The organism is Flavobacterium sp., assembly GCF_043760115.1.
In the GTDB taxonomy this organism is placed as follows: domain Bacteria; phylum Bacteroidota; class Bacteroidia; order Flavobacteriales; family Flavobacteriaceae; genus Flavobacterium.
In genome coordinates this window covers 1-21242 of the sequence record NZ_JAYUPK010000029.1, presented here as the reverse complement: position 1 = coordinate 21242, position 21242 = coordinate 1, and the positions used below count along the sequence as shown (strand labels likewise).

The 21242-nt window shown below is 29.0% G+C and carries 25 protein-coding genes; 12 read left to right on the top strand and 13 right to left on the bottom strand.

Going from position 1 to position 21242, the window contains the following annotated elements:
* The first annotated feature begins 5 nt into the window (after window positions 1–5).
* From ACH2BC_RS02650 to ACH2BC_RS02625, 6 genes are all read left to right on the top strand, one after another.
* Window positions 6–1208, top strand: coding sequence for an NAD(P)-dependent oxidoreductase (locus ACH2BC_RS02650; RefSeq protein ID WP_395052441.1), 1203 nt, complete (start codon window positions 6–8; stop codon window positions 1206–1208).
* 262 nt (window positions 1209–1470) lie between these two features.
* A complete protein-coding gene (locus ACH2BC_RS02645) occupies window positions 1471–3567 on the top strand; it encodes a glycoside hydrolase family 97 protein (RefSeq protein WP_395052440.1) in 2097 nt (698 codons plus the stop codon).
* Window positions 3568–3642: 75 nt separating this feature from the next.
* Window positions 3643–4119 (top strand): antitoxin Xre/MbcA/ParS toxin-binding domain-containing protein, encoded by a 477-nt coding sequence (locus ACH2BC_RS02640; protein ID WP_395052439.1) that lies wholly within the window; start codon window positions 3643–3645, stop codon window positions 4117–4119.
* 4 nt (window positions 4120–4123) lie between these two features.
* Window positions 4124–4582, top strand: a complete 459-nt coding sequence (locus tag ACH2BC_RS02635) for an RES family NAD+ phosphorylase (protein ID WP_395052438.1) — start codon at window positions 4124–4126, stop codon at window positions 4580–4582.
* A gap of 26 nt (window positions 4583–4608) precedes the next feature.
* Complete coding sequence (locus ACH2BC_RS02630; RefSeq protein ID WP_395052437.1) at window positions 4609–6273, top strand: MFS transporter; 1665 nt, start codon at window positions 4609–4611, stop codon at window positions 6271–6273.
* Window positions 6274–6405: 132 nt separating this feature from the next.
* Window positions 6406–7002, top strand: coding sequence for an NUMOD4 domain-containing protein (locus ACH2BC_RS02625; protein ID WP_395052436.1), 597 nt, complete (start codon window positions 6406–6408; stop codon window positions 7000–7002).
* 176 nt (window positions 7003–7178) lie between these two features.
* On the opposite strand, the gene ACH2BC_RS02620 is transcribed toward ACH2BC_RS02625, so the two are convergent.
* From ACH2BC_RS02620 to ACH2BC_RS02575, 10 genes are all read right to left on the bottom strand, one after another.
* On the bottom strand, window positions 7179–8042 hold the full coding sequence (locus ACH2BC_RS02620) for a TerC family protein (protein ID WP_395052435.1): 864 nt from the start codon (window positions 8040–8042) through the stop codon (window positions 7179–7181).
* Window positions 8043–8084: 42 nt separating this feature from the next.
* Window positions 8085–8453: a DNA topoisomerase IV gene (locus tag ACH2BC_RS02615; RefSeq protein ID WP_395052434.1), complete on the bottom strand. Its 369-nt coding sequence runs from the start codon at window positions 8451–8453 to the stop codon at window positions 8085–8087.
* Between the two features lie 226 nt (window positions 8454–8679).
* A complete protein-coding gene (locus tag ACH2BC_RS02610) occupies window positions 8680–9252 on the bottom strand; it encodes a DUF1572 family protein (protein ID WP_395052433.1) in 573 nt (190 codons plus the stop codon).
* Complete coding sequence (locus tag ACH2BC_RS02605; protein WP_395052432.1) at window positions 9242–9469, bottom strand: DUF6095 family protein; 228 nt, start codon at window positions 9467–9469, stop codon at window positions 9242–9244. The genes ACH2BC_RS02610 and ACH2BC_RS02605 overlap by 11 nt, the downstream gene beginning before the upstream one ends.
* A gap of 4 nt (window positions 9470–9473) precedes the next feature.
* Complete coding sequence (locus ACH2BC_RS02600) at window positions 9474–10157, bottom strand: hypothetical protein (protein WP_395052431.1); 684 nt, start codon at window positions 10155–10157, stop codon at window positions 9474–9476.
* 1 nt (window position 10158) lies between these two features.
* Window positions 10159–10971: an N-acetylmuramic acid 6-phosphate etherase gene (gene murQ / locus ACH2BC_RS02595; protein WP_395052430.1), complete on the bottom strand. Its 813-nt coding sequence runs from the start codon at window positions 10969–10971 to the stop codon at window positions 10159–10161.
* Between the two features lie 69 nt (window positions 10972–11040).
* Window positions 11041–11316, bottom strand: a complete 276-nt coding sequence (locus tag ACH2BC_RS02590) for a DUF5615 family PIN-like protein (RefSeq protein WP_395052429.1) — start codon at window positions 11314–11316, stop codon at window positions 11041–11043.
* A 2-nt stretch (window positions 11317–11318) separates the two neighbouring features.
* Window positions 11319–11558: a DUF433 domain-containing protein gene (locus ACH2BC_RS02585; protein ID WP_395052428.1), complete on the bottom strand. Its 240-nt coding sequence runs from the start codon at window positions 11556–11558 to the stop codon at window positions 11319–11321.
* A 41-nt stretch (window positions 11559–11599) separates the two neighbouring features.
* On the bottom strand, window positions 11600–12268 hold the full coding sequence (locus ACH2BC_RS02580) for a ZIP family metal transporter (RefSeq protein WP_395052427.1): 669 nt from the start codon (window positions 12266–12268) through the stop codon (window positions 11600–11602).
* A 146-nt stretch (window positions 12269–12414) separates the two neighbouring features.
* Window positions 12415–13176 carry a class I SAM-dependent methyltransferase gene (locus ACH2BC_RS02575; protein WP_395052426.1) on the bottom strand — a complete coding sequence of 254 codons (762 nt, stop codon included), beginning with the start codon at window positions 13174–13176 and terminating at the stop codon, window positions 12415–12417.
* A gap of 192 nt (window positions 13177–13368) precedes the next feature.
* Between ACH2BC_RS02575 and ACH2BC_RS02570 the strand changes: the two genes are divergently transcribed.
* The gene (locus ACH2BC_RS02570; RefSeq protein ID WP_395052425.1) at window positions 13369–14535 is read left to right on the top strand and encodes a class I SAM-dependent RNA methyltransferase; all 1167 of its coding nucleotides are present in this window, start codon (window positions 13369–13371) and stop codon (window positions 14533–14535) included.
* A 93-nt stretch (window positions 14536–14628) separates the two neighbouring features.
* Complete coding sequence (locus tag ACH2BC_RS02565; RefSeq protein ID WP_395052424.1) at window positions 14629–14862, top strand: hypothetical protein; 234 nt, start codon at window positions 14629–14631, stop codon at window positions 14860–14862.
* 11 nt (window positions 14863–14873) lie between these two features.
* Here the strand turns inward: ACH2BC_RS02565 and ACH2BC_RS02560 are convergent, their stop codons facing one another.
* The 3 genes from ACH2BC_RS02560 to rlmD form a co-directional block, all read right to left on the bottom strand.
* Complete coding sequence (locus ACH2BC_RS02560) at window positions 14874–15623, bottom strand: DUF6048 family protein (RefSeq protein ID WP_395052423.1); 750 nt, start codon at window positions 15621–15623, stop codon at window positions 14874–14876.
* Window positions 15595–16089 carry a DUF6452 family protein gene (locus tag ACH2BC_RS02555; protein WP_395052422.1) on the bottom strand — a complete coding sequence of 165 codons (495 nt, stop codon included), beginning with the start codon at window positions 16087–16089 and terminating at the stop codon, window positions 15595–15597. The genes ACH2BC_RS02560 and ACH2BC_RS02555 overlap by 29 nt, the downstream gene beginning before the upstream one ends.
* A gap of 235 nt (window positions 16090–16324) precedes the next feature.
* Window positions 16325–17740, bottom strand: a complete 1416-nt coding sequence (gene rlmD / locus ACH2BC_RS02550; protein WP_395052421.1) for a 23S rRNA (uracil(1939)-C(5))-methyltransferase RlmD — start codon at window positions 17738–17740, stop codon at window positions 16325–16327.
* A 241-nt stretch (window positions 17741–17981) separates the two neighbouring features.
* Here rlmD and ACH2BC_RS02545 point away from each other — a divergent pair, with 241 nt between their 5' ends.
* The 4 genes from ACH2BC_RS02545 to ACH2BC_RS02530 form a co-directional block, all read left to right on the top strand.
* Window positions 17982–18524: a DUF1697 domain-containing protein gene (locus ACH2BC_RS02545; RefSeq protein ID WP_395052420.1), complete on the top strand. Its 543-nt coding sequence runs from the start codon at window positions 17982–17984 to the stop codon at window positions 18522–18524.
* 201 nt (window positions 18525–18725) lie between these two features.
* Window positions 18726–19427: a DUF1003 domain-containing protein gene (locus tag ACH2BC_RS02540; protein ID WP_395052419.1), complete on the top strand. Its 702-nt coding sequence runs from the start codon at window positions 18726–18728 to the stop codon at window positions 19425–19427.
* Between the two features lie 105 nt (window positions 19428–19532).
* The gene (rocD, locus tag ACH2BC_RS02535; protein WP_395052418.1) at window positions 19533–20813 is read left to right on the top strand and encodes an ornithine--oxo-acid transaminase; all 1281 of its coding nucleotides are present in this window, start codon (window positions 19533–19535) and stop codon (window positions 20811–20813) included.
* Between the two features lie 40 nt (window positions 20814–20853).
* Window positions 20854–21242 (top strand): hypothetical protein (locus ACH2BC_RS02530; RefSeq protein ID WP_395052417.1); only part of this gene is annotated, 389 nt, incomplete at its 3' end.

Genomic DNA, 21242 nt, shown 5'->3' with positions numbered 1-21242 from the left:
ATGAAATGAAGTTTGGAATTATTAAAGAAAGAAAAAATCCGCCAGATAGAAGAGTAGTATTTACGCCAGAAGAATTAGTTCGTTTAAAAGCAGAACATCCAGATGCCGAAATTAAAGTTGAATCGTCTGATATTAGAGTTTTTACAGACAAACAGTATATTGATTTAGGTTTAGATGTAGTATCAGATGTTTCTAATTGTGATGTGCTTTTTGGTGTAAAAGAAGTGCCAGTTGAAGCTTTAATTCCTAATAAAAAATACTTTTTCTTCTCGCATACTATTAAAAAAAATCCTCATAATAGAAAATTACTGCAAGCTATTTTAGATAAAAAAATAGATTTATATGATCACGAAACTATTGTTGATGATAAAAATAGACGATTAATAGGTTTTGGACGATATGCAGGAATTGTTGGAGCTTACAATGGTTTTCGTGCTTTCGGATTAAAATTTGAATTATTTAATTTGGCGAAAGCTGAAACTTTATCTGGTAAAGAAGAGTTAATTACAAGATTAAAAAGACAAACATTACCCAACATAAAAATTGTGCTTACAGGTCATGGAAAAGTGGGAATGGGAGCAAAAGAAATTCTTGATGGAATTAAAATTAAACAAGTTTCTGTTGATGATTTTCTATCTAAAATTTATTCGCAACCTGTTTACACCCAAATAGATGTATTGGATTACAACAAGCGTTTGGACGGAAAAATTTTAGATAATCAAGATTTTTATAAAAATCCACAAGAGTATACTTCTAATTTTGAACGATTTACAAAAGTTTCAGATGTTTTTATGGCTGGTCATTTTCACGGAAATAATGCGCCAGATATTTTAACACAAGAAATGCTAAAAGCTGCAGATTGTAAAATAAAAGTAGTAGCAGATATTTCTTGCGATGTTGAAGGACCAATTGCTTGTACAATTAGAGCATCAACTATTGCCGATCCAATTTTTGGTTATTTGCCTACAGAAAATAAAGAAGTTCCTTATACACATCCAGCAGCAATTGTTGTAATGTCTGTTGATAATTTGCCAAGCGAATTGCCCAAAGATGCAAGTGAAGGTTTTGGAGAAATGTTTATGGAAAACGTTATTCCAGCTTTTTTTAATGGTGATAAAGATGGAATTCTTGCAAGAGCTAAAATTACCGAAAATGGAAAATTAACTGAAAGATTTGCTTATTTACAAGACTATATAGACGGAAAGTAAATTTATAGATACAAAAAATTTTAAAACCTAATTTGTAATTATTTACATATTAGGTTTTTTTATTTAATGTTAAGAAAACGTTTTCGTTAATAACTAATTTCAATAGTTTTAGGTTTTACTTTATATAAATGTATTTTTATGAAAAATTTGTATTCTTTTTTTAGAATAGTATAATTTTTTACACATAAATTTAGTGATTTATAGTATTTCGCATCTAAATCACTATGTTTTAATAGTTTAATTCTATTTAAAATAATATAAAATGAAAAACTTATTTATTGCATCATTTTTAATTCTAACAATTTTTGCACATTCGCAAAGCGTTCAATCTCCTTCTAAAAATATTACTTTAACTTTTGCATTTGCAGAAAAAGGAAAACCAACTTACACCGTTTTTTATAAAAATAAGCCAATAATTTTACAAAGTTATTTAGGTTTATTGTTAAAAAACGGAACCGATTTAGCATCACATTTTAAAATAGATAGTGTTGGAAATAAAAGTGTAAATGAAATTTGGAAACCAGTTTTGGGCGAACAATCTGAAATTAAAAATGAATATAATGAAATGACAGTTGCTCTAACGCAAATGGCAACTGATAAAAAAATGAATATTATTTTTAAAGTCTATAATGAAGGAATTGCCTTTAGATATGATTTTCCTAAACAAAAAGATTTGAATTATTTTATTGTTTCTGATGAAGTATCAGAATTTAATTTGACTGACAATCATAAAACTTTTTGGATTCCTGGCGATTTTGACAGTAACGAATATCCATACAGTGAAACTTCGTTATCAGAAATAAATACTGATAAAACTGATTTAAATAACGGTATTGGAATGAAATCTATTGCTGGAAAAAGTGTTGTTCAATCGCCATTAATGATGAAATCTAAAGATAATATTTATTTAAATGTTTTTGAAGCTGCGGTTGTAAATTATCCAGTAATGCATTTGGATGTAAATACTACTCAATATAAATTAACATCGCATTTAGTTCCTAACGCAATTGGCGATAAAGCTTATCTTCAAACGCCTTGCGTTTCGCCTTGGAGAACCATAATGATTAGTGATGATGCTAGAGATATTGTGAGTTCAAAAATGATTTTGAATTTAAATGATCCTTGTAAAATTGAGGATACTTCTTGGATAAAACCTATGAAATATGTCGGAATTTGGTGGGAAATGCACGTTGGAAAATCAACTTGGGATTATGCTGGTTCTCAAAATGCTCAAAATTCATTGTCACAAGATTTACTTCCTTCTGGAAAACATGGCGCAACAACAGCTAACACAAAAAGATATATAGATTTTGCTGCCAAAAATGGTTTTGATGGCGTTTTAGTTGAAGGTTGGAATACTGGTTGGGAAGATTGGTTTGGAAATTGGAAAGAAAATGTATTTGATTTTGTTACACCATATCCAGATTTTGATTTAAAAGAAGTTACAGATTATGCTAAATCTAAAGGAATAAAAATGATAATGCATCACGAAACTTCTGGTTCTGTGGCTAATTATGAAAGACATTTAGATAGAGCTTTAGACTTAATGATAAAATATGGTTATCCTGCAGCAAAATCTGGTTATGTTGGTCGAATAATTCCTCGAGGTGAATTTCACGATGGTCAAACGATGGTCAATCATTTTAATTTCGTAGCACAACGTTTTGCAGATAATAATTTGATGTTGAATTCTCACGAAAGTTCTCGACCAACAGGTTATTCTAGAACGTATCCTAATTATATTGCTGCTGAAGCTGCTCGTGGAAATGAATTTAATGCTTGGAGCAACGGAAATCCGCCAATGCACGAAACTATTTTGCCTTTTACAAGACTTCTTGGTGGACCAATGGATTACACTCCAGGAATTTTTGAAATAAAAATGAGTTTTTACGATATATCTAAAAAAGAGCAAGTGCATACAACATTGGCTAAACAATTGGCACTTTATGTAACAATGTATTCTCCATTGCAAATGGCTGCCGATTTACCAGAGAATTATGAAAAATATCCTGATGCTTTTCAATTTATAAAAGATGTTGCTGTAGATTGGCAAGAATCTAAATATCTTGAAGCTGAACCTGGAGATTACTTGACAGTTGCTAGAAAAGATAAAAAATCTGAGAAATGGTTTTTAGGTTCAATTACTGATGAAAATGCCAGAAAAACTACAATTAAATTGGATTTTCTTTCGCCAAATAAAAAGTATAAAGCAATTATTTATCAAGATGGAAAAACTGCCGATTGGAAAAATAATCCAATAAATTATGATATAAAAACTATACAAGTTACTAGTAAATCTAAAATTAATTTAATTTTAGCATCTGGTGGCGGAACGGCAATTAGTTTTGAGCCGATTTAAAAAAATTAATTATTATTTTTTTTTATCAAATAAAAAGTGTAAATTTGCTTTTTGATTAATGTAAAATTACATAATATGAAAAATAAAGAAAAATTATATTTAAAAGATGAATCTGATATTTCAATTGTAAGTAAACCATCTGTTGTGTATTATATACCTTCTTATTCTCCAGTTACATTTGATAAAAATAATGTTTTAGAAAATTTGGCTCAAAATTCTAAAGAATTATTTAGTAAAGTTATTGCAATGACAGGTTTAACAATAAAAACATTAGCCGAAAACATTTTTGAAATAACACCTAAAACATTTATTAAATATAAAAACAACACCACTAAAATTCCATCAAGAATAGCAGAATTAGCCATAGAATTAAACACACTATACATGCAAGGAAGTATAGTTTTTGGTAATGCTACAGTTTTTAATAATTGGCTAGAAAAAGAAAATATTTTTTTTAACAATAAAAAACCATCCATTTTTTTAAATACTTCTACAGGAATTCATTTAATTTATGAAGAGTTAAAACGAATAGAGTTTGGTGCCACTGCTTAGTTTTATGAATGTTTTTAGAATAACTCATAAAAAGTGGTCAGATAAATTAGTTGCTTCGGGTTATGCAGCGAGATGGAATTCTAACGGATTTTATGTAATTTATTCAGCAGAAAGTTGTTCATTAGCTTGTTTAGAAAATTTAGTTCATAGAAATGGTTTTGGGTTAGATGCTGATTATTGCTTATTAACCATTTCCATATCTGAAACTGTTAAAAAAGAAGAAATTTTTGAAAAAAATTTGCCAAGTGGCTGGAATGAAAATGATGAAAAAGCTCATTTATTGTGTAGAAGAATTGGAGATGAATGGTTAAAAAATCAAAGTTCTTGTGTTTTAATAGTTCCATCGGCAATAATTTTAAACGAAAAAAATGTATTAATTAATCCAAATCATAAAGATTTTAATAAAATTAAACTAAAATCCGTTCAGCCATTTTTATTTGATAAACGGCTTATAAATACTTAACTAATTAACAACCAAAACCATAAATTATGAATTCAGAACAAACTAAAGCCAATAATTCGGCACTTTACACACTAATTACAGTCTTCTTTTTTTGGGGATTTATTGGTGCTTCTAACGGAGTTTTTATTCCATTTTGCAAAATTAAATTTGGGTTAGATCAATTTCAAAGTCAGTTAATAGATTTTGCATTTTATGGTGCTTACTATATTGGTGCATTGTTGTTATTTATTTTTAGTAGCGTTGTTAATAAAGATATTTTGAATGATTGGGGTTTTAAAAAAGGAATTATAAATGGTTTATTGATAAGTACATTTGGAGCTGCATTTATGATTTTTGCGGTAACGCAAGGAAGTTATTTAATGATTCTTGCAGCATTGTTTGTTGTAGCTTTAGGTTTTTCATTGCAACAAACTTCTGCTCAACCCTTTGCATCTTCACTTGGCGATATTAAAACAGCTTCTAACAGATTAAATCTTGCAGGAGGAATTAATTCGTTTGGAACTACAATAGGACCAATTGTAGTTTCTATTGCATTATTTGGTGTGATTGCTGGTGCAAATTTGGAAGAATTTGCCAAAAAAGCCAATTCACTTGATAAAATGGAAATTCTGTATGTATTTGTTGGTGGTTTATTTTTATTAGCAGCAGCATTATTTTATTTCTCTAAAAAATTACCTGCAGGAAAAAGTGATGCTACATTTGAACCAGCAAACAAGGCAATGAAAACATTAATTGCTATAACTTTAATTTTAATTGTAATTTTTGGATATATATTTTCTAGATATGAAGATGCCGATTTTATTAAACGATTTGTAGAAAGTAATGAAAAAGATTATTTAGGTTTAGGTTTAACTATTGCAACTTTACTAGTGACAGTTTTCGGATTATTATTTGCAAATGCAAGAGCACAAAAAAGTCCAGAAGGTTGGGGTGCAATGAAATATCCACAATTGGTTTTGGGAATGTTAGGAATTTTTACCTATGTTGGCGTAGAAGTTACAATTCAAAGTAACTTAGGTGAATTATTAAAAACAGATGCTTTTGGAAATATAAGCGGAGCAGATTTAGCACCATATATTTCTATGTATTGGGGAAGTTTAATGATTGGTCGTTGGGCTGGAGCAATTTCTGTATTTAATCCAACTAATTCTGTTAGAAAAATTTTATTAATTGTTGTACCATACATTGCGTTTGGCGTTGTTCTTTTTGTGAATCATATTTCTGGTCAAGATGTAAGTCCGCTTTATGCTTATGCTGCTGTTGTTGCTTTTCAAATTGCAGGTTTCTTTTTAGGACAAGATAAACCATCTAAGACTTTGATGATTTTTGGAATAATGGGAATGATAGCAATGATTATTGGATTGTTTTCTACTGGAACATTAGCTATTTATGCCTTTATGAGTGGTGGATTATTTTGTAGTATTATGTGGCCAGCCATTTTTTCATTGGCAATTACAGGTTTAGGAAAATATACCTCTCAAGGTTCGGCATTTTTAGTAATGATGATTCTTGGAGGTGGAATTATTCCGCCATTGCAAGGTAAAATTTCTGATATTATTGGAATTCACCAATCTTATTTTATTCCTGTTATTTGTTTTGCTTACTTGGCATATTATGGATTTGTAGTAAAAGGAATTTTAAAGAAACAAAATATTGACGTAGATTCTATTGAGGTAGAAGCTGCTCATTAAACATATAAAAATAGATTAAAAACTCTGAAAGTGTTATTCTTTCAGAGTTTTTTGTTTTAAATTGTATTAAAGCAAGCTAGTTATTTTAGATTTAATAATAAATGATTTATCTTTGTAAATCAACCTGCAAAAATGAAAAAGTTACCCAAATTAAGAGTTTTTCCCAACGAAGATTTTAGAGAAATTGTTATGCACGATTCTTTAAAGCTGAAATATGCAATTTCTAATAAAGGAAGATTGATAAGCTACAGCACGTCAATGTTATATGGACGAATTGTAAAAGGAACTTTGCAAGATGGTTATAGAATTATACGATTTGCTATTAAAGATGATGGAGTTAAAAAATACAGACATTTATTTTTTTATAATATTGTAGCCGAATATTTTTTACCAAAAACATCAGAAGATCAAACTTTTGTATTGCATTTAGATTATGTTAGAGATAATGATGATGTTAGAAATTTGCGCTTGGCAACAAGAGAAGAAATGTTAAATCACAGTAAAAAAAGTCCTAAAGTAATTGAAGCTCAAAAGAAATTCGTTGAAGGAAGATTCGGTGCTGATGGTGCTTCTAAGTTAACCTCTACTAAGGTTATGCATATTAAAAAATTATTGGCAAACCCAAACAGAACTACAAGAAAAAAAATTATAGCCAAGCAATTTGGAGTTACAACAATGCAAATACGCAGAATTGAAACTGGTGAAAACTGGAGTCAAGTAGAAATTTGAACTAAGAATTTAAATTCAATACATAAATTTTTAGCCCTGATGGAAGTGGTATCCTTTTATAAAAAAATATCCTTTCTTACAAAATTTTGGAAGAAAGGATATTTTTTTATAAAAGATAGAACGTACAGCAGGAATTACCAAATTAGATAATGCCCAAGCCATTCGCTACTAATTTACTAATTATTAAAATCAGTATCTTCTAGTTTTGTATCAATTATTTTACTGTTTTTTAATACAATTGGTTTGTTGTTTTTGCGCATTTTAATGTTTAAAAACTCTACAAATAAAGAGAAGAAAATGGCAAAATATAAATATCCTTTAGGTATAATTCCAATTTCGGTACCGCTTCCAAATTTAAAATGTGCCAAATGCGAACCTTCTGCAAGTAACATTACTCCAATTAATATTAAAAATGAAAGTCCAAGTATTTGAATTGTAGGATGTTGACTTACAAATTTAGAAACTGGTCCAGCAAAAATCATCATAATTACAATTGATATAATTACGGCTAAAATCATAATTTCTATTGCTCCAGCAGCACCAAAACCACCTTGTTCTACAGGTTTCATACTAATCATTCCAATGGCAGTTAAAATACTATCAAAAGAAAAAACAATGTTTAATAATGCTATTTGAACTATTGCTTTTGACAAGCTTGAAGCCGCTTTACCACTGGCATTTCCTTCTTCTTCGCCTTCCATTTTATGATGAATTTCTGATACCGATTTGTATAAAAGAAACAATCCGCCACCAAAAATAATCAAACTTTGACCTGTAATGTGTGCTTCAAAAAATCCCCAATCTATGTGTATTAAAGTTTTTTGTAAACTTAAAACCCAAGTTATTCCAAAAAGCAACGCAATTCTAAACGCCATTGCCAATAAAAGTCCTATTCTACGTGCTTTTGGTTGGTCTTTTTCTTCCAATTTTCCAGAAACTATAGACAAGAAAACAATGTTATCAATACCCAAAATTATCTCTAAAAAAGTCAATGTTAACAGTGCAATCCAAGCATTTGGATTCGAAATTAATTCCATCATATTCTTACAATTTTATAAAGTACAAAGTTAATTGTACGTTGTTTATTCAATTTTTGTTACAGTTCCAAGCTGTTTATTTTCGTCATTTACAAAAGAATATTCAAATGTGTACGAGTTTTTAGTAGTTGTTAAAATTCGCATACTTATTGCTTTTTGCTCTTTCATATTTTTTGGATGCAACTTTTCTAATACAAATTCACAGTCGTTAACCCAGCGTACGCTTGCTGAATCAGTTTTTCCTTTGTAGGTTTCTATTTGAAACTTATCTGTTCTTTCTAAAATTGTTGTTTCTTTTTTACCATCAATTTCTTGTGTAAAATTAAATTTTCCAGTTTTAAAATCGGCACAAATTTTCTTTTGTTTATAACACGAACTTAGCACAAACAATAAAAGTAACGTAAAGTATTTCATATTTTTATAGAAGCTTTATCCAGCTTTTCATTGCAATCTTGCTTTAAAAAACTTTTTTTCTAATTTTAAAAAAAGAGCTTCTTTGGTCGCTTTTTTTTAAAAAGAAAAAATAGTTTTTCCGCAGCAAGGATTTCCATTTTAATCTGGGCTAGGAAAATTTATTGAGTACAAAAATCGGTTAAAAATTTAAACTTTTGTTATAGAATTCAAAATAAATTTTGCAAAACTATTTCAATTTATCCATTTCGTCATCAGTGTAATTTTTTATTGATTTTTCTTTAGAAAATTTATCATCATTATACAAGTCAGATTTATTTTTAGGAATTGAAAGTGAATTCCATTCGTCTTTTTTAAGCATTTTAGCATAAAAAACAATTTGTCCAATATGATAAGGATAATGTGCCAATTGCCTGTTTACAGCATCTAAGATACTTTGACCTTCGTTTCTAATATAAATTATGGTAGTTAACTCTAAATCTTGCATCACATTCAATGCATTAAAAAAGCAATTCCAACCGGCATTCCAAAGTTCAAGAATTTCCTCTTTAGAATTTAATGTTTCGTTAAACTCACTATCTCTATTGCGCCATTCTTTTTCTCCATCCGAAGTTAAAAAGTCGGTCCAACGAGACAACATATTGCCAGAAAGGTGTTTTATAATTGTAGCAATAGAATTTGTATTATCATTTACCGAAATAAATAATTGTTCCTCTTCCAATTGATCTATAGCTTTTTCGCCAATTGTTTTATAGTATAAAAACTGTTTTTTTATACTTTCTAGGTAGTTGTTATTTTTCATCATTAAAAAGTCCTTTTACAATAGTATTTATTCCTTGAAATGTAAAATACATTCCACTTAAACAAATGCCGCAACCAATAGCCAAAACAAGATAATGCCAATTGGTTTGTTTATTACTAAATGCATTATACATAACTGCCGGACCAATAAACATTTGTGGCAAGGCAATCATTAAATATTTTAATCCTTTATTTATTAAGGTTTGATTTGTTGGCATATATTTATTTTTTTACCCAATTAGAAAGCAATTTTTTATCTGATGATAATTTACCAACAATTCTATATTTTGATTTAACAATTAACAACGATTCGGTTAGTTTGTCTTTCACAACTTTGTAAGGAGCAATTCCACTTGAGTGAATAAAAAAAGAACCTTCACTATTTACTAATACAAATCCTGTGTGATTGTCTAAACCAACAACATAAATTCCGTTGCCTTTATTTTTTAATTTTTTTACAAATTCCTCAATAGATTTATTAGAAAATCTAATAATATTATCTTCCGAAACAAGACTTTTAATCATTTCTTCTGATGCACATTGGGCAAGTTTTACTCTATTTATTTTTAAACCAATATCTCTTAAAGTCGTTGTTACAAAATAGCCACAAGCAATACTTCCTTCATTTGGTTTTTGAGTTATTCCATTAAAATCCCATTTGGTTCCATACCAATATGGAAAAATTTTAGTAGTTAATATATTTGTGAATTCAATTCCAATTGCTTCAGTATTCTTGTCTTTACTATTTGATTTTAAAGTTTTTATACTGTCTAAAGTTTTAGAGTAATCTTCTAAATTAACTTTTGTACTTTCTTCAATTAAAGAAGTTGAATTTGACTTTTTTGAAAATTGAAAAATAATAAATATTACTATTGAAAATAAAATTATGGGTATTATTTTTTTCATATTACTTTACAAAATTATCAACTGCTTTTCTAACACTTCCAAACTCATTCAATAATTGTGAAGCTTTATTATAATCAACATCAATTTCACTCATAATCATTTTTACTCCACGATCTACAAGCTTGTCGTTACTTAATTGCATATCAACCATTTTGTTGCCTTTTACTTTTCCAAGTTGAATCATTGTAGCAGTAGAAATCATATTTAAAACCAGTTTTTGAGCTGTTCCAGCTTTCATTCTAGAACTTCCTGTAACAAATTCTGGTCCAACTACAACTACAACAGCAAATTGAGCTGTCAATGCCAATGGACTTTCATCGTTACAAGTAATACAACCTGTACTTATATTATTTTCGTTGCATTTTTTTAATCCTTCAATAACATAAGGTGTTGTTCCAGAAGCTGCAATACCAATAACAACATCATTTTTATTTATGTTTAGTTCTTGTAAGTCAATCCAAGCTTGGGTTGTATTGTCTTCGGCATTTTCAACTGCTCGTCGAATGGCTTTATCACCACCAGCAATTATTCCGTTTACTAAGTCAAATGGAACTCCAAATGTTGGCGGACATTCACTTGCATCTACAATTCCTAATCGTCCAGAAGTTCCTGCGCCAATGTAAAAAAGGCGTCCACCAAGTTTGATTTTAGCAACAATTTCTGTAACTAATTTTTCTATTTGTGGTAATGCTTTTTCAACTGCAATTGGTACAGTTTTATCTTCGTTATTAATATTTTGCAATAAATCAGTAACCGACATTTTTTCTAAATGTTCGTATTTCGATGATTGTTCTGTGGTTTTGGTGAAGTTCATTTTTTTATCTAACACATCCTATATGTGATTCTTTGGCGATTATCATTCTATATTTATCAATCTATAAACTTATTTTATCCAATTTTGATTAAAATAAACGTGTAATTCTTTTAAAGAAAGATTTCCTATTTTAAAATATATAATTTTAGGAGAAACTTCGGATATTGAAAATTTATTAAAAAAATCTACATCTTTGGTTAAAATAATCAATTGATTATTAAGTGCATAATTCCAAATTTCACTATCTGACATTTTCAGATTTAAGTCAGATACAAATAGAAAATTATCGTCTTTAAAATAACTAAAATATTTTGGTAAATTCACATCAACCAGAAAACTTCTCATATTTAACTAGCTAATTGAATATCATTTTTAATGGTAGATAAATTTTTCAATGCAAATGCAATTGAAGCTTGAATATCTTCTTTTTCAAGAAAAGGATAAGCTTCTAATATAATTTCTGGTGAATCTCCAGCAGATAAGTATTGAAGAATAGTTTCGACAGTAATTCGCATTCCTCGTATTGTTGGTTTTCCGTTACAAACATCTGGATTGATTGTAATTCTTTCTAAAACAGATTTTTCCATTATTTTAGTTTTTACAAATTTACTAATTATTTTAATCTGATTTACAAAAAACTAGCCAATAAAATTCCCAAAACAATCATAGATATTTTGGCAATATTAAATTTATGACCTTCGCTACTTTCAAAAATAATTGTTGATGAAATGTGAAATAAAATTCCAATTACAACCGCAGTTATTTCAACATAATACTGGTTTAAAATAGGAAAACTATCAGAAACTATTGTTCCTAAAGGTGTCATAACCGCAAATGTTATCATAAATAAAAGAAGCGCAACTTTATTTAATTCAGCATTTAAGAAAAAAGTGGTCAATATTATAGCAATAGGAAAGTGATGAATTGCAATTCCTATAGCCAAATCGTGGTGATGACCAACAGGAAAACCTTCTAATAAAGCGTGCAAACACAAACTTATAAAAAGTAACCAAGGCATTTTTGCAATTTTTTCGTGTCCGTGAACATGTCCGTGTTCTGCGCCTTTTGAGAAAAACTCTAGAATTATTTGAAATAAAATTCCAATCATTATAAACAATCCAATTCTAGAATTATTACTTTCATAAACTTCTGGCAACAAATGCATTACTGTTAAAGAAAGTAAAAAAGAACCACTAAATGCTAATAACAATTTTAGTTGTTTTTTAACATTTGATTTAAGCAATAAAGCTATTGCATAACCTAAAAGAACCGATAATAATGGTAAGATGTAATTCATTATATGTAATCTGAATAAAATTAATTTCAAAAATCAGTATCAATATCAATATCAAAAATCAATATCAATTTCAAAAATCAATAAAAAAAATATAAATTAGGATTTAATAAATGATTAAAACTAATAACTTATAATTAAAAAAAAAATTATTTAAAAATCATAATTAATCGCTCGCTGTCTTTTTTATGGAATTTTTTTAATTTATAATCGCCAAAAATATCCAATAAAAATATTCCTGCTTCTTCCATCATAGTTTGAAAATCTTCAAGTGTAAAGGCACGAACTCGTTCAATAAAATGAAATTTTTCTCCTTTATCTTCAAATGCTATTTCTTTAAAAATGTGACCATCTTTATAAGTTCTTTTTATATGAAAATCTATTTCTTCAACTGTTTTTATTTCGTCTGAAACTAAATTTTCAATCACGTTTTGCACATTCATAAAATCAATTACTGCAAATCCGTATTCGGTTAAGCTTTGTTTTATAGATTTTAAAGTAACTAAATTGTCATCGTCATTTTCAAAATAACCAAAACTGGTAAATAAGTTAAAAATGGCATCAAACTTTTCTTCAAATGGCTCACGCATATCGTGCACTTTAAAATGCAAATAGTCTTTTTCATTTTTTTTGGCAGCTGCAATACTGTTTTCAGATAAATCTACACCAGTTACATCAAATCCAAGTTGGTTTAAATAAATTGCATGTCTTCCTTTTCCGCAAGCTAAATCTAGCACTTTTGCTTTTTCTGGTAAATTTAAATAATGGGTCAAGTTATCCATAAAAACTTGGGCTTCACGGTAATTTCTTTCCTTATAAAGTATGTGATAATAAGTTGTATCGAACCACGATGCAAACCAATTGGATTTTTGATTGCCAATTTGTGATTCTTTATTTGAGATTTCTGACATTAATTCTTGTTCATAAAATTCTTAGCTTGCAAATTTAGTGTATTTTTGCAGAAGTTATTCCAAGATTAGAATTTAGTTAATTATTGAAATAGAAATTGTGATAATTCCAAATTTTTGGATTTACAATTGAAGTCGACATTAAAATAGATACTGAAATTCTGAAATAAATTCAGAACAAGTAAAACTGCATAAATGGAAAATTTTAAAATGGTAGCCAAAACCTTCTTTGGTTTTGAAGAAATATTGGCAAAAGAATTGCAACAACTTGGCGCTCAAGATGTAGAACAAGGTGTTAGAATGGTAAGTTTTAAAGGCGATAAAGGTTTTATGTACAAAGCTAATTTGTCATTGAGAACAGCACTTAAAATTTTGAAACCTATTTATTATTTTCGTGCCAACAGCGAAATAAATCTTTACAAAGGAATTCAAGGCATCAATTGGTCTAAGTATTTGAATGAAAATCAGACATTTGTAATTGATACAACAGTTCATTCAGATGTTTTTAAGCATTCGCAATTTGTATCACAAAAGTGTAAAGATGCTATTGTAGATCAATTTCGCGAACGAACAGGACAACGACCAAGTGTTGAAAAAGATTTTCCAGATTTAAGAATAAATATTCATATTGATAAAGATCAATGTTCTGTTGCGCTTGATACTTCTGGAAATTCATTGCATCAAAGAGGTTATAAAACTGCAACAAATATTGCTCCAATTAACGAAGTTCTTGCCGCAGGAATGTTACTACTATCTGGTTGGGAAGGAAAATCTAATTTTTTAGATCCAATGTGTGGTTCTGGAACTATTCTTGCCGAAGCTGCAATGATTGCTTGTAATATTCCGGCAAATATTAACAGAAAAGAATTTGCATTTGAAAAATGGAACGATTGGGATAACGAATTGTTTGACAATATTGTAGAAGCTTTGATGAAACGAACTCGCGAATTTCATTATACCATTTCAGGTTATGATAAAGCGCCAAGTGCTGTTGAAAAGGCCAAATCAAATATTAAAAATGCCAATCTAGATGATTATGTAACTGTAAGTCAGCAGAATTTTTTTGAAACTAAAAAGGAAACAGTTGGACCTTTACACATGGTTTTTAATCCACCTTATGGCGAACGTTTAGATATTGAAATGGAACGTTTTTACAGAGAAATGGGCGATACTTTAAAACTTAATTATCCAAATACGAACGCTTGGTTTATTACTGCTAATCTTGAAGCATTAAAATTTGTTGGATTAAAACCTTCTAGAAAAATAAAACTTTTTAACGCAAGTTTAGAAGCAAGATTAGTAAAATATGAAATGTATGAAGGAAGCAAACGAACAAAATTTCAAAATAATCTTGAAGAATAAATATCAAAAGTCAATATCAAATTTCAATTTCAAAATTCAATATCAATTACAAGAATCATTAGTTTAAAATTACAATTTTAAATACTAAATATAATGAGTAAGAAAACTAAAGCATTTATATTTCAACTACTTAGTTTTGCAGTTTTATTTTTTACAGCTAGATATTTGGTTGCGACTTTTACAACTTTAACAGGTTTTTGGATTCCGTTTGCAGCATTTATTGTTGGAACAATTTTGGCTCCAAAGTTTCAAGCTGTAAAAACTAAAGATGGTGAAAAATTATTTATGAAATGGATTTTTCTAAAAGGAATTCGTGAGATAAAATAACTTTAAAAATTTCATTTCTTTTTTTCTTTAGCTTTTATTGTAGTTTTATAAAGTGGCAGAAAATAAGAAACTGTATAATTAAAACCTACACCAAAATCGCCATTGTACGTTCTATTAAAACCTGGAATGTATAAATTATCAAAGTTTTCTGGTTGTTTATTATTCATTAATCGGTTTACTCTCAAGCTAATTCCTAGATAAATATTTTTGTAAACTTCTGCTTTAAAACCAGCAACAACTTCAACCCATTGTGCAGACAAACCTGAGAATTTCTCTCCATCAATAATTTCTGGAGTAACACCAAAATAACTATCTCGATTATAAATTTCATAACTATTGCGCTGTTGCGAAAAAGAACTTACGCCATATCGCAAACCTACATAAATTATGTTTTCCATTCCAAGCCAGTTTTCATAAGCGTTGAAATCAAAACCTGCTTTTATATACGTTCCTTGTGTTGTAAAATTTATTCTATCATCGTCAACCGTTTTATTTTCATTACCCAATTCTACAGCAATGTAATGTATTCTTGTTAATTTAAAATCTCCAACAAGTTCGATGCCACGATAGTCTTTTTCATAAAAAGAACGAGTAAGTTTAAATAAATCTACTCCGAATCGAATTCCGAATCGCTCTTTTTTAGGCGCAACAGAATCTTTTTTAGTAGATAGTGAATCTTTTACAACAGTTTCTTGAGAAGTAACATTGAATGAAACCAGTAAAATTAAAACGCTAAAAGTATATTTTAATGTGTGTTTCATTTTCGTTTACAATATTTGGTTTTGTAATTATTATATTTTTTATCCAGTTGTTAGAATCTGTAGTAAGTAAATTAGCATTGGTATTGGTTAAATCAAAAGTTATTTTGTAACCACAAGCTCTTGAAACGAATACTGTATTTTTTGAGTAATTAAAAGTAACAACGTCAGTATTATCATTGGTTGTAATAGTATCAGATCCATTTTGTATAAAATTATAAACGGTTGTTTCGGTTGCAGTATTTAACGGAATTGAAATTTTACTAACTGCATTTGCACTAAAACCTGTAGTAAGTGGTGGCGAAAAAACTCCAATATTTGTAACGTTTTTTAAGGTTAAAGGATTAGCAAAATCATAAAATTCGATAGTTATTCTAGGTGTTGTAGCCGTTGCTTCATCGCAAATATCATCTTTTTCACAACCAGAAAAAGAGAAAGCAAGTAACACTAAAAGGAGTATTTTTTTCATATTTTTTATTTTTCAATTTCAAAAATCAACTTCAAAAATCAATTTCAAAAATCAATTTCAAATTCAAAAATCAATCTCAAATTCAAAAATCAATCTCAATTTTAAAATCAATCTCAATTTTAAAATCAATTTCAATTTCAAAAATCAATTTCAATTTCAAAAATCAATTTCAAATCTTGCAACATTTAAACTGAAAACTGAAAACTGACCACTGAAAACTGTCTACTAACCACTACTAACGAAGTTCCAAAAGTACAACATTTTCCACATGATGCGTTTGCGGAAACATATCAACAGCTCGCACACGAGTAACTTTATATTTTTCGTCCATTAATGCTAAATCTCTTGCTTGTGTAGCCGAGTTACAGCTTACATATACAATTTTCGGCGCTCCAGTTTTTAATAACATTTCTACAACATCTTTATGCATTCCATCTCTTGGTGGATCGGTAATAATTACATCTGGCATTCCGTTTTTAGTGATAAAATCATCGTTAAAAACATTTTTCATATCGCCAACAAAGAATTCACAATTAGTAATTTCATTGCGTTTAGCATTTTCTTTAGCATCATATATTGCTTCTGGAACAGCTTCAACACCAACAACTTTTTTAGCTTTTTTAGAAACAAATTGTGCAATAGTTCCAGTTCCAGTATATAAATCGTACACAATTTCGTTTCCTGTTAAACCTGCAAAATCTCTTGTAATTTTATATAATTCATAAGCTTGGTCAGAATTAGTTTGGTAAAAAGATTTAGCATTTATACTAAATTTTAAACCTTCCATTTCTTCAAGAATATAATCTCTTCCTTTAAATAATTTAATATCTTGATCGTACAAAGTATCGTTTGCCTTACTGTTTACAACATATTGCAACGAAGTAATTTGTGGAAACTTCTCATGAATAAAATTCATCAACAACTCACGATTGGCTTTATCGTTTTCAAAAAACTGAATCAAAACCATTAATTCGCCAGTCGAAGCAGTTCTAATCATTAATGTTCGTAACAAACCTTCGTGATTTCTTGCATTGAAAAAAGTCATATTGTTTGCAATAGCAAATTCTTTAATGGAATTTCGAATGTCGTTGGATGGATCTTCTTGCAAATGACATTTTTCTATATCTAAAATTTTGTCCCACATTCTTGGAATATGAAAACCCAATGCCGGATTTTTACTTAACGATAAATCTTCAGATAGAATTTCGGTTTCGTTTAACCAACGTGTGTCAGAAAAACCGAATTCCATTTTATTTCTATAAAAAAACTGTTTTTCAGATCCTAAAATGGGTTCAAAAGCTGGTAAATCTATTTTACCAATGCGTTTTAAATTATTATAAACTTCATTATTTTTATAAAATAATTGTTGTTCATATTTCATATTTTGCCATTTACAACCGCCACAAGCACCAAAATGTTGACAAACTGGTTCAATTCTATTTTGTGAAAACGAGTGAAATTTTATTGCTTTTCCTTCGTAATACGACTTTCTTTTTTTTAATGTTTGCACATCAACAACATCACCAGGAACAACATTTGGTATAAATATTACTTGTCCTTCTGGCGCTTTTGCAACTGAAACACCTTTGGCACCAGCATCAAGAACAGTTACGTTTTCAAATATAATTTTGTCAGTTTTCTTTTTTCCCATAGCGCAAAAATAAGGTTTTGGATTGTTTTTTGGATTAAACTTTAGCAATTAAATAACATAAAATTCTTGTCTATTTTTAAGTTTGCAGTGATTATTTTGTTTAATCACCGCATTTTTGCGGTGAATAGGTTTTTTAATCACCGCATTTTTGCGGTGAAAATAGAAATTAATCACCACATTTAAGATAGTTGAGATAGAGATTATTTTGATTTAAGAAGCTTAATTTAATTACATTTACACCATGAAACACCTAGCATTACTTCGCGGCATAAACGTATCAGGCACAAAAATGATAAAAATGGATGCGTTAAAAAAAGCACTCGAATCTATTGGGTTTACTGATGTTGTAACTTATATTCAAAGTGGAAATGTTTTTGTAAACACTAATGAAGAAAGCGCAAGCAAAGTTGGATTTATGATAAAACAAGAAATTTTCAAGTCGTTTGGTCATGATGTTCCTGTGGTTGTAATTGGCAAAGAAGATTTGCAATTGTGCTTAGTTAACAATCCTTTTTTTAAAGAAAAAGATGTTGATTTAAAGAAATTGTATGTTTCATTTGTATCAAAATCATTAACTCCAGAAAGCATTCACGACTTAAAAATTAGCAATATAAAACCAGACGAAGTAAGTATTGACAACACAAGACTTTACATAAAATATTTCGATTCGCCTGCCAAAACCAGATTGGATAATAATTATATTGAAAAGAAATTAATACTCACATCAACCATTAGAAACTGGAATACGGTTAATAAATTATTGGAATTGTTTGAAACTGTTTAAAAAAAACGTTTGAACGTTTAAATGGATTAAATTTGTTTTAGAAATACTAGTTAAAACTATTAAAAAACTTATCATATTTTAAATTTGAATTAAATTTTTTAATTGTTAAAGATTTAAACTTTTAAACAATTTAAACTTCTAAACAATTTAAACTTCTAAACAAGCTCAAACCAAACTAAAAAACATTAAACCATCCATAAAATGAACGATTTAACTTTTAAAAGTGCCATTTCTGGATTGGAATTTCCAGAAAATCAAAAGGTTTGTGGCAAGAACATTCGGCTTCCTGTTTTAAATCTCATAAAAAAAGAACATCCAGCATTTAAAACTTCTGATTTTATTGGAGATTCTGAATTAAATTTATTTAGAGAAAAATACATTGCAAAGTTTTTGTCTAGCGAAGTTGGCGAACTTTCAGAAATTCATAAAAACGTAATAAAATCTATAAAAGACGATGATAAATCATTTGTAACCAAACTAGAAGACGAACCAGATGTGAGAACTTTTGGTCAAGTAATTGCAGATAAAGTAGCAGCATTTGGCGGAAGCTGGACGTTTATAATTTCGTTTTTTATTTTTATTTTAATTTGGATTGCTTGCAATGTTTTTTTGCTTTTAAACAAAGGTTTTGATCCTTATCCGTTTATATTATTAAATTTAATTTTGTCATGTTTGGCTGCGCTTCAAGCTCCAGTTATTATGATGAGTCAAAACCGTCAAGAAGAAAAAGATAGAGAAAGAGCCAAAAAAGATTATATGATTAATTTAAAATCAGAGTTAGAAATTAGGTTATTAGATGATAAACTAGATCATTTATTATTGCATCAACAACAAGAATTAATAGAAATTCAGAAAGTTCAAATAGAAATGATGAATGATATTTTGGAAAGGATAAAAAAATAGTTTAAGAAGGGTTTAAAATTGTTTAAAGTTGCTCAACTAAAAAGATTAAACTCTTAAACCATTAAACATTTAAACAATTTAACTAATTTTGTAAAAATTTTTAGTATGTCAGTTTTAGAAAAAATTAGCTCAGAAGAAATTATTTCGTTAGAAAATAAATACGGAGCACACAATTATCATCCACTTCCAGTAGTGTTGAGTAGAGGTGAAGGTGTTTATGTTTGGGATGTTGAAGGTAAAAAATATTACGATTTTCTTTCGGCTTATTCTGCTGTAAATCAAGGTCATTGCCATCCAAAAATTGTTGGTGCAATGGTAAATCAAGCGCAAACGTTAACCTTAACTTCTCGTGCATTTTATAATGACAAATTGGGAGTTTATGAAGAATATGTAACTAAGTATTTCGGATTTGACAAAGTACTTCCAATGAATACTGGTGCAGAAGCTGTAGAAACTGCTTTAAAACTTTGTAGAAAATGGGCTTACGAAAGAAAAGGAATTCCAGAAAATGAAGCACAAATAATTGTTTGCGACGGAAATTTTCATGGAAGAACGACTACAATAATTTCTTTTTCTAATGATGAAAATGCTAGAAAAAATTTCGGACCATATACTGCAGGATTTATCAAAATTCCTTATGATGATATTAATGCGTTAGAAAGCGTTATAAAAACCACTAAAAACGTTGCAGGTTTTCTTGTAGAACCAATTCAAGGAGAAGCTGGAGTTTACGTTCCGGCAGAGAATTATTTGGCGAAAGCTAAAGCACTTTGCGAAGCTAATAATGTTTTATTTATTGCCGATGAGGTTCAAACAGGAATTGCAAGAACTGGTTCAATATTAGCAGTTTGCGGAAATTGTACTTGTGAAAATGCTTGCGAAAAACAACCAAGTTATGTTGCTCCAGATATTTTAATTCTTGGAAAAGCGTTGTCTGGTGGAGCATATCCAGTTTCTGCAGTTTTAGCAAACGATCACATTATGAATGTTATAAAACCTGGTCAACATGGTTCAACTTTTGGTGGAAATCCTATTGCTGGAGCAGTTGCAATTGCAGCTTTGGAAGTAGTAAACGATGAAAATTTATCTCAAAATGCACGCAGATTAGGAAAGATTTTTAGAGAAAAAATTGGCGAATTTGTAAAAACATCTAACATTGCTTCGCTAATTCGCGGAAAAGGTTTGCTAAACGCCATTGTAATTAATGATACCGAAGAAAGTGATACTGCTTGGAATATCTGTTTGGCATTAAGAGATAACGGATTATTGGCAAAACCAACACACGGAAATATTATTCGTTTTGCGCCACCATTGGTTATGAACGAAGAGCAATTATTAGATTGTGTTGCTATAATTATTACAACCTTAAAACAATTTGAAAAATAAAACAATTAAATTTTAACCAACCAAACCAAACCAAACATTTATGGAAAACGAATCTACTTTAGAATTAAACAACAACGCAGTTGAAGCATTGAGAGAAAGCGCCAAATGGTCAATGTTTCTTGCAATTATGGGATTTATCGGAATTGGATTTATGATAATTGCTGCACTATTTGTTGGATCTGCAATGGCAATGATTCCAGATGATCCATTTAATCCAATAGCAGGTTTTAGAAAATATATTTCAATTATATATGTAATTTTAGCAGCTTTATATTTTCCTCCAGTATATTATTTATACAAATATGCTTCGGATATGAAAAACAGTTTGCTGTCTAGAAATTCACAATCAGTTTCAGAAGCTTTAGTTTCTCTTAAAACACATCATAAATATTTAGGAATTTCTATAATTGTGTTAATTGCATTATATAT

Bases quoted from the DNA above. Each gene is read 5' to 3' on its own strand.
- rlmD (WP_395052421.1), bottom strand. From the start codon at position 17,740: ATGGGAAAAAAGAAAACTGACAAAATTATATTTGAAAACGTAACTGTT.
- ACH2BC_RS02625 (WP_395052436.1), top strand. From the start codon at position 6,406: ATGAAAAAGTTACCCAAATTAAGAGTTTTTCCCAACGAAGATTTTAGA.
- ACH2BC_RS02640 (WP_395052439.1), top strand. From the start codon at position 3,643: ATGAAAAATAAAGAAAAATTATATTTAAAAGATGAATCTGATATTTCA.
- ACH2BC_RS02650 (WP_395052441.1), top strand. From the start codon at position 6: ATGAAGTTTGGAATTATTAAAGAAAGAAAAAATCCGCCAGATAGAAGA.
- ACH2BC_RS02585 (WP_395052428.1), bottom strand. From the start codon at position 11,558: ATGGAAAAATCTGTTTTAGAAAGAATTACAATCAATCCAGATGTTTGT.
- ACH2BC_RS02565 (WP_395052424.1), top strand. From the start codon at position 14,629: ATGAGTAAGAAAACTAAAGCATTTATATTTCAACTACTTAGTTTTGCA.
- ACH2BC_RS02590 (WP_395052429.1), bottom strand. From the start codon at position 11,316: ATGAGAAGTTTTCTGGTTGATGTGAATTTACCAAAATATTTTAGTTAT.
- rocD (WP_395052418.1), top strand. From the start codon at position 19,533: ATGTCAGTTTTAGAAAAAATTAGCTCAGAAGAAATTATTTCGTTAGAA.
- ACH2BC_RS02545 (WP_395052420.1), top strand. From the start codon at position 17,982: ATGAAACACCTAGCATTACTTCGCGGCATAAACGTATCAGGCACAAAA.
- ACH2BC_RS02635 (WP_395052438.1), top strand. From the start codon at position 4,124: ATGAATGTTTTTAGAATAACTCATAAAAAGTGGTCAGATAAATTAGTT.
- ACH2BC_RS02570 (WP_395052425.1), top strand. From the start codon at position 13,369: ATGGAAAATTTTAAAATGGTAGCCAAAACCTTCTTTGGTTTTGAAGAA.
- ACH2BC_RS02555 (WP_395052422.1), bottom strand. From the start codon at position 16,089: ATGAAAAAAATACTCCTTTTAGTGTTACTTGCTTTCTCTTTTTCTGGT.
- ACH2BC_RS02620 (WP_395052435.1), bottom strand. From the start codon at position 8,042: ATGATGGAATTAATTTCGAATCCAAATGCTTGGATTGCACTGTTAACA.
- ACH2BC_RS02600 (WP_395052431.1), bottom strand. From the start codon at position 10,157: ATGAAAAAAATAATACCCATAATTTTATTTTCAATAGTAATATTTATT.
- ACH2BC_RS02610 (WP_395052433.1), bottom strand. From the start codon at position 9,252: ATGAAAAATAACAACTACCTAGAAAGTATAAAAAAACAGTTTTTATAC.
- ACH2BC_RS02615 (WP_395052434.1), bottom strand. From the start codon at position 8,453: ATGAAATACTTTACGTTACTTTTATTGTTTGTGCTAAGTTCGTGTTAT.
- ACH2BC_RS02575 (WP_395052426.1), bottom strand. From the start codon at position 13,176: ATGTCAGAAATCTCAAATAAAGAATCACAAATTGGCAATCAAAAATCC.
- ACH2BC_RS02540 (WP_395052419.1), top strand. From the start codon at position 18,726: ATGAACGATTTAACTTTTAAAAGTGCCATTTCTGGATTGGAATTTCCA.
- ACH2BC_RS02580 (WP_395052427.1), bottom strand. From the start codon at position 12,268: ATGAATTACATCTTACCATTATTATCGGTTCTTTTAGGTTATGCAATA.
- ACH2BC_RS02645 (WP_395052440.1), top strand. From the start codon at position 1,471: ATGAAAAACTTATTTATTGCATCATTTTTAATTCTAACAATTTTTGCA.
- ACH2BC_RS02630 (WP_395052437.1), top strand. From the start codon at position 4,609: ATGAATTCAGAACAAACTAAAGCCAATAATTCGGCACTTTACACACTA.
- ACH2BC_RS02560 (WP_395052423.1), bottom strand. From the start codon at position 15,623: ATGAAACACACATTAAAATATACTTTTAGCGTTTTAATTTTACTGGTT.
- ACH2BC_RS02605 (WP_395052432.1), bottom strand. From the start codon at position 9,469: ATGCCAACAAATCAAACCTTAATAAATAAAGGATTAAAATATTTAATG.
- murQ (WP_395052430.1), bottom strand. From the start codon at position 10,971: ATGAACTTCACCAAAACCACAGAACAATCATCGAAATACGAACATTTA.